General features: G+C 70.5%; 9 protein-coding genes. 5 read left to right on the top strand and 4 right to left on the bottom strand.

Annotation, left to right across the window (positions count from 1 at the left end):
• Positions 1-155: 155 nt before the first annotated feature.
• From VE172_RS12340 to mtrA, 3 genes are read right to left on the bottom strand one after another with little or no spacing between them, the layout of a single operon-like run.
• Complete coding sequence (locus tag VE172_RS12340; RefSeq protein ID WP_324801896.1) at positions 156-1916, bottom strand: LpqB family beta-propeller domain-containing protein; 1761 nt, start codon at positions 1914-1916, stop codon at positions 156-158.
• The gene (gene mtrB, locus VE172_RS12335; RefSeq protein WP_324801893.1) at positions 1906-3564 is read right to left on the bottom strand and encodes an MtrAB system histidine kinase MtrB; all 1659 of its coding nucleotides are present in this window, start codon (positions 3562-3564) and stop codon (positions 1906-1908) included. Before mtrB ends, VE172_RS12340 begins: the two co-directional genes overlap by 11 nt.
• Positions 3565-4254 (bottom strand): MtrAB system response regulator MtrA, encoded by a 690-nt coding sequence (mtrA, locus tag VE172_RS12330; RefSeq protein ID WP_324801891.1) that lies wholly within the window; start codon positions 4252-4254, stop codon positions 3565-3567.
• A 231-nt stretch (positions 4255-4485) separates the two neighbouring features.
• Between mtrA and VE172_RS12325 the strand changes: the two genes are divergently transcribed.
• Genes VE172_RS12325 through VE172_RS12305 form a run of 5 tightly spaced genes read left to right on the top strand, consistent with a single transcriptional unit; the run spans position 4486 to position 9507 of the window.
• Complete coding sequence (locus tag VE172_RS12325; RefSeq protein WP_324801889.1) at positions 4486-5343, top strand: hypothetical protein; 858 nt, start codon at positions 4486-4488, stop codon at positions 5341-5343.
• Positions 5340-5909, top strand: coding sequence for a DUF4129 domain-containing protein (locus tag VE172_RS12320; protein WP_324801887.1), 570 nt, complete (start codon positions 5340-5342; stop codon positions 5907-5909). The genes VE172_RS12325 and VE172_RS12320 overlap by 4 nt, the downstream gene beginning before the upstream one ends.
• Complete coding sequence (locus VE172_RS12315) at positions 5906-7219, top strand: DUF4350 domain-containing protein (protein WP_324801884.1); 1314 nt, start codon at positions 5906-5908, stop codon at positions 7217-7219. The genes VE172_RS12320 and VE172_RS12315 overlap by 4 nt, the downstream gene beginning before the upstream one ends.
• Positions 7220-8200, top strand: coding sequence for an AAA family ATPase (locus tag VE172_RS12310; RefSeq protein ID WP_324801880.1), 981 nt, complete (start codon positions 7220-7222; stop codon positions 8198-8200). It abuts the gene before it with no gap.
• Positions 8197-9507: a DUF58 domain-containing protein gene (locus VE172_RS12305; RefSeq protein ID WP_324801878.1), complete on the top strand. Its 1311-nt coding sequence runs from the start codon at positions 8197-8199 to the stop codon at positions 9505-9507. The genes VE172_RS12310 and VE172_RS12305 overlap by 4 nt, the downstream gene beginning before the upstream one ends.
• Here VE172_RS12305 and VE172_RS12300 read toward each other — a convergent pair.
• Positions 9504-10358 (bottom strand): 3-hydroxyacyl-CoA dehydrogenase family protein, encoded by an 855-nt coding sequence (locus tag VE172_RS12300; RefSeq protein WP_324801876.1) that lies wholly within the window; start codon positions 10356-10358, stop codon positions 9504-9506. The genes VE172_RS12305 and VE172_RS12300 overlap by 4 nt on opposite strands.
• Positions 10359-10383: the final 25 nt, after the last annotated feature.

The following is a 10383-nucleotide window of genomic DNA, read 5'->3' as shown; positions in this document are numbered from 1 at the left end:
CAGGCGGGGCACAGCCCGACGGAGGGTTCGGCGGGGCGGCGCGGGCCGCACGCGGCGCAGCAGCGCGGCGCCGCGAGGTCGGTGAGGCGCGACAGCCAGGTGGACACGGTCATGCGTCCATGTGATCACTCACCGTGCATGCCCACAACGGGTTTTCAGGGTGCGACGAACGGCGCGACCCCGCTGGCCAGATACTGCCCGCCCTTGCCGTCGGGGAACTTCACCTCGGCGAGCTCGTTGGAGTACAGACGATTGATCGATCCGTCCACATTAAACAGAACCGGCTGGCCGTAGGCGTTGTCGGGATTGAGCGCGGGGGCGCAGCGCACCGCCAGGGTGCTGGCGCGGTCCTTGCCGTTCTCCCCCTTGGGCGACACCTGATACGCGTCGTCGATCGACACCTCCCACAGCCAGTCGAGGGCGTCGGCGACCGTGCCGATCAGCATCAGGTGGGTCTCGCGGCTCCAGGAGACGTCGCGCACCTCGGAGATGTCGTTGCCCACCCGGCGCGGCGAGGCCATTTTGGACACCGACTTCTCCCCCGGCAGCATGGTGGCCACCCACGCGTGCCCGCCGGCCACGAAGGCGAGCCGGCGGCCGTCCGGCGCCAGGTCGATGTGCGTGATGGTCCCGTCCACCTGGCGCGGCGACAGCTCGTGGGACTCGCCGGACGCGATGTCGACGGTGGTCGGCGTCCCGTCGGCCAGCACCAGAAGCGTCCTGGAGTCCAGCCACTGTGGATCCCGGAGGTCGCCCGAGGAGAACTTCGGCACCCTGTCCACCTTGTCGGAGGCCCCGACCACCAGGTGACCGCCCACCACGCCCGCGATCCGGTCGCCGCGGGGCTCCAGCGCCGCGTTGGTGAGACCGGGAACCTTCTTCTCGAAGAACGGGTCGTCGGCGTCGGAGGACCAGACGGTGCCGTTGTCCTTGATGAAGTAGGCCAGGTTCTGTTTCAGCTTGTCGGCCCGCGGAGCGTGATTGCGCCCCGCCCACTTCGACGCCTTGGCCACCTCGCGGTTGCGGCCGTCCACCACCAGCCGCAGCGTCTGGCTGCCGTGCAGGCCGAGGCTCCACGCCAACTGGGCGCTCATGTCGCCGGCGTCCCGGCTGGGCTGCGCCGCCGACTCCATGGACAGCTCCACGGTGACCCGCTTGCCGTTCTTGGACACCGTGACCGACTTGCGGGAGGTTCCCTCCGGGAAGGCGCTGGAGACCGTCGACCCCACCCATTCCGAGGGCCCGCCCATCAGCCAGTCCACCACCTGGGTGTCGCGCGCCTCCCGATCGGTGACCTCCATGGGCATCCAGCGCAGATCCGGAACCAGGGTGCCGGCGTTGTCGGAGGACGCCGGGAAGTACAGCGGGCTGGGCTCGTAGCGCTCGGAGAACACGTCGTCCTGCAGCGCCACCTGCTTGGGCGGGTTGGAGATCGACCAGACCTCCGGGTGCGAGTCGCGCGTCAGGGTGTAGGTCTGGGTGAAGTCGTCGTCGCCGGACCAGGGCTTCACCTGGCCGCTGGGGGTGTACAGGCCGACGATCTTCCCGGTCACCTCGACCTTGGTGCGGGTCGTGGTGCCGTGCCCGACGATCTTGATGCCCGTGGACGGCACCCGGATCAGCTGGACGCCCTCGGCCGGGTCGGACCACTTCGCGGGGTGCTTGGTGAACAGGTTGAGCCGCTTGTCGCGTCCGCTCCAGTCCCCCGCGGCCGAGCCGAGGAAGGAGTCGACGGTGTTGATGGCGTCCTGGGACGGCAGCAGCGGACGCATGCCGTCCGAGGAGTCCTGCTTCGATTCGTCCTGGGGGACGTGCTGGACCCGGGTGGCGGGCCCGTCGGAGGGAACCCCGCAGGCGCCCAGCACCAGCAGGCCGACCACAACGCCCGCGGCCGCGGCGATCCGCTTAGGACTCATCGTCTTCTCCCCTACAGGGATCGGCGGAGAAATCCAGGGGCAACGGCGAGATCAGCACCCGGTCCCCCGCCCGCAGCGGCAGGCTGAGTCGGAACACCGTGCCGGCCCCGGGTTCGCCCATCGCCTCCAAAGAACCGTTATGGAGTCTGGCATCCTCCTGGCTGATCGACAAGCCCAGACCGGTGCCGCCGGTCTGGCGGGCCCGCGAGGGGTCGGCGCGCCAGAAGCGGTTGAAGACCAGCTTCTCCTCGCCGGGCTTCAGGCCCACGCCGTGGTCGATCACCGCGATGGACACCACCGTGGACGACGCGGCGAGCCGGACGCACACCGGCTGATGCTCGGCGTGCTCGATGGCGTTGTCGATCAGGTTGCGCAGGATCCGCTGCACCCGGCGGGGATCGACCTCGGCGATCACCGGCTCGCCGGGGAAGTGGCACCGCACCTCCACCCCGCAGCGCTGCGCCAGCCCCGCGCGGGACTCCACCACCGTGTCGATGATCGGCGCCAGCTCCACCGCCTCGGTGTCCAGCACCGCGAACCCCGCGTCGAAGCGGCTGATCTCCAACAGATCAGACAGCAGCTCCTCGAAGCGGTTCAGCTCGTCGTGCAGCAGCTCGGCGCTGCGGGCGGCGGGCGGCGGGAAGTCCTCCTTGGTGTCGTACAACAGATCCGCGGCCATCCGCACCGTCGTCAGCGGGGTGCGCAGCTCGTGGGACACGTCGGAGGTGAACCGGCGCTGCAGCCGCGACATGTCCTCCAGCCGGACGATCTGCTGGTGAAGGTTCTCGGCCATCAGATTGAACGAGCCGCCCAGCCGCGCCAGATCGTCCGATCCCTTGGCGCTCATGCGTTCGTGCAACAGACCGGCCGACAGCCGCTGCGCGGTGCGCGCCGCCAGCCGCACCGGGATCACCACCATCCGGGTCACCAGGCCGGCGATCACGCCCAGCATCAGCACCAGGGCGATGCCCGCCACCACCAGCGCGTTGCGCACCAGGTTCGCGATCGCCTCCTCGTCGTCCAGGGGGAACAGGAAGTACAGCTCGTAGCTCAACTGCTCGGTGTAGACGGGGGTGCCGATGGCCAGGAAGGCGCGCTCGCCGTGGCCGTCGGGGTCGATGGTGGTGTACTGAAAGGACATGAAGCCGTCGGAGACGTCGCCGCGCAGCTGTTTCGGGAGGTCGCGCGACACCGCGGCGGGCTTGCCCGGCCGGGACTCGGCGACCGGATCGGTCTCGCTGGTGCGGATCAGCACCGTCGGCCGCTGGCTGCGGCCCTGGTCGCCGCTCAGCGCGGCGGCCAGACCGGACAGCTTGTTGGTCAGGGTCGGGTCGTCATAGGACACCACGGTGTCCAGTTCCCGGGCCACCGCGTCGCGTCCGTCGCTGACCTGGGCCTTGGCGGTGCCCAGCTTCGCCTCGACCGCGCCGCTGGTGATGGTGGTGGCCACGACCATCCCGAAGACCACCACGAGCACGCCCGACACGATCAGCGTCGCCGTCACCACGCGCAGCTGTAGCGAGGAGCGGAAGGCCCGCACCACGGGCGCGGCCACCCGGTGGGCCAGACTCAGGCCCCGGAGCATGGCACGGCGAGCGGCGGCCAGCAGCGCCGCGGCTCGGCCGGTGACAGCGCGCCGGGTAGGCAATCAGGCCGTCCCGGCCTTGTATCCGACGCCGCGCACCGTCTGTATCAGTTGGGGATGCTCGGGGTCCGGCTCGATCTTGGCGCGCAGCCGCTGGACGTGCACGTTCACCAGCCGGGTGTCGGCGGCGTGCCGATAGCCCCACACCTGCTCCAGCAGGACCTCGCGGGTGAACACCTGGCGGGGCTTGCGCGCCAGGGCGACCAGCAGGTCGAACTCCAGCGGGGTGAGCTTGATCTCGACGCCGTTGAGCGTGGCGCTGTGCGCGGGCACGTCGATGGACACCTGGAGGCCGGTGCGTCCGATCTGGAGCCGCTCGGGCGCGACGTCGTCGCCGCGGCGCAGCCGGGCGCGCACCCGCGCCACCAGCTCCTTGGGCTTGAACGGCTTGATGATGTAGTCGTCGGCGCCGGACTCCAGACCCAGCACCACGTCGACGGTGTCGCTCTTGGCGGTCAGCATGACGATCGGCACCCCGGACTCGGAGCGGATCGCCTTGGCCACGTCGATTCCGCTCATCCCCGGCAGCATCAGGTCCAGCAACACGACGTCGGGCCGGTGTTCGTGGAACGCCTCCAGCGCCTGCTCCCCGTCGGTGACGAACACCGGCGTGAAGCCCTCGGTGCGTAGGACGATGCCCAGCATCTCGGCCAGCGCCGGGTCGTCGTCGACCACCAAAACCCTTGCTCTCATTCCACCTACCGCTTTCGTCCGCCCTGGCGGGTTCGCCTCGTGTGCAAACCCTAATGCCGTCGTGATCAGCATATGGTCCCCGGTGACGAACCCGGCTCCCCCTTCCCTGCGCAACAGGTGTCCGAAAGGTTGCCCCCGGGGGTCCAATCCGGCGGACATCGCCCCACTGGTTTCCGCATGGCACACTGAACCTTCCGCGAACCCGCCAACCGCCAATGATGAGGACGTTGAATGACCGGATCGCCGGTGCTGCCGCTGCGTCCGCTGACCATCGGCGAGCTGCTCGACGCCGCGGCGGCCCTGCTGCGCAGCCGGTGGCGGTCCCTGTTGGTGATGTCGTTCACGTTGGCGCTGGTGGAACAGGTCATCATGACCACGCTGCGCGAACTGACCATCGACGAGGTGAAGCCGAAGTACGTCGGTCAGATCTTCGACAACGGGTACCTGGTGTGGCTGTGGATCGTCGTCGGCATGACGACCGAGATCATGATCATCACGCTGCTGTCGGGCCCGGCGGCGCGCACCGCCGTGGCCGCGGTGCGCGGCGAGGACCCGTCGAAGCTGCCCTTCCTGACGCTGAACAGCCGGCAATGGGGGTACACCGTGCTGTACACGGTGCTGTTGGGCGTGGCCGGCGCGATCGCCGCGGCGATGTGCGTCATCCCGTGGTTCGCGGTGTTCGCGATCTTCGGGTTGTCGGTCCCGGCGCTGATCGCCGACGGGCTGTCGCCCGGGCGGGCGCTGTGGCGCTCCCCCAAGCTGCTGCTGCGGTCGTCCGGACGCACCGCGGGGGTGCAGCTGCTGGCCTACTTCTCGTGGCTGTTGATCCGGCTGGTCCTCACCTGCGCCGCCGGGTACATCGTGCTGAGCGGCGTCATCGACTTCTCGACCATCCTCTTCGACTACTTCCTCATCGTCCTGGGGCTGTGTTACCTGGCGATCAACACCGCGGGGTATGCCATGCTGGCCTGCGTGGAGGCGGTGCTGCACATAGAGACCCGGGTGCGCTCGGAGGGGCTCGACATCGCCGTGACGCGGATGCGCGCCAGGGGCGACGCGGTCTCGCTGGCGGCCCCGGAGGCGCGATGACCCTCTTGTGGACCCAGATCGTGGCCAATGTGGCCGATTGGTTTCCCGGCGGCCTCTACATGCTGGGCCTGGTGGTGTTGCTGATCGGGCTCGCCGTCGGCCTGGCGCTGCAACCGTTCGGGCTGTGGCGGTGGCGGGCGCGTTTCGGACGCGACAAGGCCAAGCCCGCCGAGCCGGTGATCGTCGCCGACGCCAACGAGGAGGCACTGCCCGATCTGCCCTCCGACGCGCTGTTGGCGCGGGCGCAGCGGTTCATGGCCGCGGGGCAGTACCGTCTGGCGGTGCGGGAATGGTTGCGGGTCATGGTGCGTGACCTCGTGGAGCGCTCCGTCGTCGAGAACCATCCGGGGTGGACGGTCACCGAGTTGGCGTCCGCGGCCGGCAGGGCGCTGCCCACCACCGCGGTCACATTGGACGAGGCCGGGCGGATCTTCTCCGAGATCTGGTACGGCGGTTACGATGCCGACGCCAACGCCGCGGGCCGGATGCGGGACCTGCACGCCCAGCTGGCCGCCGCCGTCGCCGGCCACCACCCGGTCGCCATGTTCTCGCTGGAGGCGACATGACCGACACCGCCGTGGCGCCGAGCGCCGTGGCCGCCGACAACGTCACCACGCGCCCGCCCTTCAACCGGCGGCGCTTCTGGATCCCGGTGGGCGCGGCGGTCGCCGTGATCCTCCTGACCGCCCTGGCGGCGTTCATCGAATCGCCCAGCCCCGGCAGCGACGACTACCTGTCCCCACGGTCGACGGACGGCGACGGTTCGTCCATTCTGGCCAAGAAGCTCGCGGACCAGGGCGTGAAGGTGGATCGCTACACCGACGCCGGCAAGGCCTTCGAGGCCGCCAAGAACCAGACCTCCACCCTGTTCATTCCGGCTCCGGACTACCTCAACAGCGCCGAGCTGTACGAGCTCTTCGACAAGGCCATGAGCGGGTCGACGCGGATCGTGGTGGTGCGCCCGCCGTTGAAGTTCCTCGGCGCCGTCGGGCTGAACGCCGACTACGGCCGCATCGCCACCAAGACCGTGTCCCCCAACGATTCCGGCAACAACTGCGGGCTGCGGGAGGCGGGGGCGGCGGGCGACGCCGCCATGCTGCGGCAGACCTACGTCAAGGCCAAGTCCAGTTCGGAGCTCAACGGCGCGGTGCCGTGGGATTTCTGTTACGGCAACGGCCTGGCGCACGTGTCCGTCGAATCGATCGAGCTGACGGTCGCCGGGGCCCCCGACCCGTTCACCAACGACCACATCAACTCCGACGGCAACGCCAAGCTCGCCACCGGCCTGTTGGCCGGGCACGGCGACGTGCTGTGGCTCGACAAGCATTCGCTGGCCAGCCAGCCGGAACCCACCTACCCGACCGACGAGCCCACGCCCTCGGACTACACACCCTCGCGCCAACCGATCGACGACCCCGCCGCGCCCGACACCAACCCGATCTACGACGCGCTGCCCGCTTGGATGTGGGCGGGCCTGATCGGCGTGGTGCTGCTCGGGGTGTGCGCCGCGCTGTGGCGGGGGCGCCGCCTGGGACCGCCGGTCACCGAGCCGCTGCCGGTGACGGTGCCCGCCGCCGAGACCGTGCACGGTCGCGCCCGGCTGTACCGGCGCGCCGGGGCATACCCCGAGGCGCTGCGCGCGCTGCGAGCCGGTGCGCTGCAACGCATCCGACCCGTGCTGCGTCTATCCACACAGGCCGAACCGCGGGAGATCGTCACCGCGGTGGCCGCGCGCACCGGGTGGACGCCCGAACAGGTCAACTCCGTCCTGTACACCACGCAACCCACGGACGAACCCGGACTCTTCGCCGTGACCGCCGCGCTGGATCAGCTCGTGGCGGCGGTGGAGAACTCGAGCCCACAAGGGAGAGACTGAGTGAACGACACAACCACGACGCCCACCGGCGCGGCACAGGCGCGCGAGGCCCTCGGCCAGTTGCGCGCCGAGGTCGGCAAGGTCGTCATCGGACAGGACGCCACCATCTCGGGCATGGTGATCACGCTGCTGTGCCGCGGGCACGTGCTGTTGGAGGGGGTGCCCGGCGTGGCGAAGACCCTCCTGGTGCGGGCCCTGGCCGCGGCGCTTTCCCTTGACACCAAACGCCTGCAGTTCACCCCGGACCTGATGCCCGGCGACGTGACCGGCTCGCTCATCTACGACCCGCAGACCGGGCGCTTCGAATTCCGCGACGGCCCCGTCTTCACCAACCTGTTGCTGGCCGACGAGATCAACCGCACCCCGCCGAAGACCCAGGCGGCGCTGCTGGAGGTCATGGAGGAGCGCCAGGTGACGGTGGAGGGCGTCCCCCGCCCCGTCCCGCAACCGTTCTGCGTGGCCGCGACCCAAAACCCCGTCGAGCACGAGGGCACCTACCCGCTGCCCGAGGCGCAGCTGGACCGGTTCCTCCTCAAGCTGACCGTCCACACCCCACAGCGGGACGACGAGGTCACGATCCTGCGCAACCACAACGCCGGGTTCAACCCGCACGACCTGGCCGCCGCCGGGGTGCGTCCGGTGGCCGGCGCGGCCGAGCTGGCCGCCGCCCAGCGGGCGGTGGAGGCGGTGCAGGTGGCCGACGGCGTGCTGACGTACATCGTGGACATCTGCCAGGCGACCCGGAATTCGCCGTCGCTGTCGCTGGGGGCCTCGCCGCGCGCGGCCACCGCGCTGCTGGCGGTCGCCAAGGCGTGGGCCTGGCTGGCGGGGCGGGAGTACGTCACGCCCGACGACGTCAAGGCGCTCACCCACGCCACCCTGCGGCACCGCGTCCAGGTGCGGCCCGAGGCGGAACTGGAGGGCGTCACCGCCGACGACGTGCTCAACTCGCTGCTGTCGACGGTGCCGACGCCGCGATGATCACCTGGCGACCGGTGGCGCTGTTCGCGCTGGGACTCATCACGCTTCCGGCCTGGCCCCTGCCGTGGCTGGGTCTGCTGGTGTGCATTGTGGTCGTCGCGATCGTGTCCGTGCTCGACGCCGTCCTGGCCGCGAGCCCGCGGCACGTCACCATGTGGCGCACCGGCGACAAGGTGACCCGGCTGGGCGGCACCGTCCACGTCACCCTGCACGTCCACAACGACGGCGCCCAGCCGATCACCGGACGGGTGCGCGACGCGTGGACGCCGTCGGCGGGCTCCCACGCCGAGGAGTACGCGCTCACGCTGCCGCCGGGCGCCACCGCCCAGCTCACCACCACCCTCACGCCCACCCGCCGCGGCGACCGGCCCTGCTCCCGGGTGACGCTACGTTCTTACGGCCCCTTGGGTTTCGCCTACCGCCAGACCCCGCACAAGACCGCCCAGCTCCTGACCCCGCCGTGGCGGATCCGGGTGCTGCCCCCGTTCCACGCCCGCAAGCACCTGTCCGAGAAGCTCGCCCGGCTGCGGGTGGTCGAGGGCGCGGTGGCGGTGCGCGGGCGCGGCCAGGGCACCGAGTTCGACGCGCTGCGCGAGTACGTCCCCGGCGACGACGTGCGCTCGATCGACTGGCGCACCACGGCCCGCCGGCAGACGATCGTGACCAAGACCTGGCGGGTGGAGCGCGACCGCCGCGTCCTGTCGGTCATCGACACCGGCCGCACCTCGGCGGTGCGGGTGGGCGACGAGCCGCGCCTGGACGCCCAGATCGAGGCGTGCCTGCTGTTGTCCACTGTGGCCTCGCACGCCGGCGACCGGGTCGACGCCCTGGCCGTGGACACCGAGGTGCGCGCCGCCGTCGACAGCGGGAGCGGCGCCACGGTGATGCCCCGCATCATCCGCGCCATGGCCCCGCTGGAGCCCGCCTTGGTCGAGACCGACTACGGACTGGTGGTCAGCGAGGTGCTGCGCCGCGAATCCAAGCGCGCCCTGGTCGTGCTGTTCACCTCGCTGGAACCCGGCGCCATCACCGAATCCCTGCTGCCCGCGCTGCCGCAGCTGGCCGCCCGCCACAAGGTCATCGTCGCCACCGTCTCCGACCCCGAGATCGGCCGGCTGCGCACCGCCCGCGCCGAGGCCCTGGACGTCTACCGCGCCGCCGCCGCCGAGCAGGCCCTGGTCGAGCGCCGCAAGGTGGCCGCGGCCCTGGCCCGCCACGACGTCGAGGTGATCGACGCCGCGGCCGACCAGTTCGCGCCCGCGGTCGTGGACAAGTACCTGATGCTCAAGGCGACGGGGCGTCTTTAGGAGCCGTAGTCGTAGAAGCCCTTGCCGGTCTTGCGGCCGAAGTCGCCGGCGGCGACCATGCGGGCCAGCAGCTCCGGCGGGAAGAACTTCGCGTCGCCGGTATCGGTGTGGATGTTGCGGGTGGCGTGCAGCAGGACGTCCAGGCCGGTGAGGTCGGTGGTGGCCAGCGGACCCATGGCGTGGCCGAAGCCCAGCTTGCAGGCGGTGTCGAGGTCCTCGGCGGAGATGACGCCGTTGTCGACCAGCGACACGGCCTCCATGACGAGCGCGCAGATCAGGCGGGTGGTGGCGAAACCGGCGACGTCGCGGTTGACCACGACGCAGGTCTTGCCGATCTCCTCGGCGAAATCGCGGGCGGTGGCCAGGGTGGCGTCGCTGGTCTTGAGGCCGCGCACCAGTTCGCACAGGCTCATCAGCGGCACCGGGGAGAAGAAATGGGTGCCGACGACGGATTCGGGGCGGTCGGTGACCGCGGCGATCTGGGTGATCGGGATGGCCGAGGTGTTGGTGGCCAGGACGGCGCCGGGCTTGCAGATGCCGTCCAGGGTCTTGAAGACCTCCTGCTTGAGCTCGAGCTTCTCGAAGACCGCCTCGACGACGAGGTCGGCGGGGGCGGCGGCGTCCAGGTCGGTGGTGGTGGTGATGCGCGCCAGGGTGGCCTCGGCGTCGTCGGCGCTGATCTTTCCCTTGGAGGCGAACTTCTCCAGCGACGCCCGGATGCCCGCCAGGCCGCGCTCGGTGGCCTCGGGCGTCAGGTCCCGCAGCGTCACCCGCCAGCCCGCGGCGGCGGCGACCTGCGCGATTCCCGAACCCATCAAACCGGCGCCGATGACGGCGACCTGACCTGCCATGCTGTCCTCCTACTACTCACTGGTA

The organism is Stackebrandtia sp., assembly GCF_035643755.1.
Lineage (GTDB): Bacteria > Actinomycetota > Actinomycetes > Mycobacteriales > Micromonosporaceae > Stackebrandtia.
The sequence above is the reverse complement of the archived record's forward strand: the minus strand, read 5'-3'. Positions and strand labels throughout refer to the sequence as shown.